General features: G+C 69.4%; 1 protein-coding gene. It reads right to left on the minus strand.

The genetic code is table 11. The annotated features are described in order from the left end of the window. Positions 1–84: 84 nt before the first annotated feature. Positions 85–908, minus strand: an 824-nt coding sequence (locus JTJ31_RS24375; protein WP_207541329.1) for an NF038132 family protein, incomplete at its 5' end; no start/stop codon positions are given.

Below are 908 nucleotides of genomic sequence, written 5' to 3' on the forward strand. Positions count from 1 at the left end.
GCGCTGGCACGGCGCTGAGGCGTCCGCCGCCTTCCCGAAAGAAGACGGCGGGTTTGAAGAGGGCGGGACTTCCTCCCCGCCCGGTCAGCCCTGCTCGCGGCGGCGGCGTACCGCGGCGATGCCGGCCAGGCCGAAGCCGAGCAGCGCCAGCGAAGCAGGCGCCGGCACCGGAACCGGATCGATCGGCTTGCCGCCCACCGTCACGCCAGCAATGGCCATGCCGGAGTCAAAGGCGCGGTCGTCCCAGTTGGTGACACCGAACTGAAGCTTGTAATTCCCTGCAGCCGCGATGGTGTAGCTCGACAGGATCCAGCCGGTGTTGCCGCAGCCGGCAGAGGGGCTGATGAAGCAGCTGCCGCTGTTCCCTCCGAGCGGCGACCACGTGGTTGCACCCGGGTTGATGGGAGTGGAGGACGGGGTCAGCGTCGCCGCGGGAGCGGGCATGCCGAAGCCAGGCACGGTGTTGCCGCCCTGGGTCGTGCGCGCGGTGAAGAGCAGCGCAACCTCCACATTCGCGTCCGTCACCAGTCGGGCCCAGGCGTAATCGGCGAAGCCCGAGCCATCCGAGGTGACGTAGTTGAAGGCGAAGTTCAGCGCGTCGCCCGCCTGGGCCGTGAAGACCGGCGTGGTGAGCGTAGAACCATCCGTGGGGCTCCCGGTGCCACCGACGCCCGGCAGGGCACCGACGCCGTTCACCCCACCGTCCGTGGTGACATACTGATAGGTGCTGCCGCCGATCGGCGGAGCCGTTACGACGCCATCGGCGCCAAGGGTGCCGCAAGCACCAGCGCACACGTAGCCAGCGGGGATAGGCGCCGCTTCCGCAACCTGCGGCAGAGCGAGGAAACCAAGCCCCGCCAGTGCGGACAGGGCCACGCCAGAGCGAAGCCAGCGGCGCCAAGTCGAAT

Source organism: Sabulicella rubraurantiaca (assembly GCF_017355885.1).
GTDB lineage: Bacteria > Pseudomonadota > Alphaproteobacteria > Acetobacterales > Acetobacteraceae > Roseococcus > Roseococcus rubraurantiacus.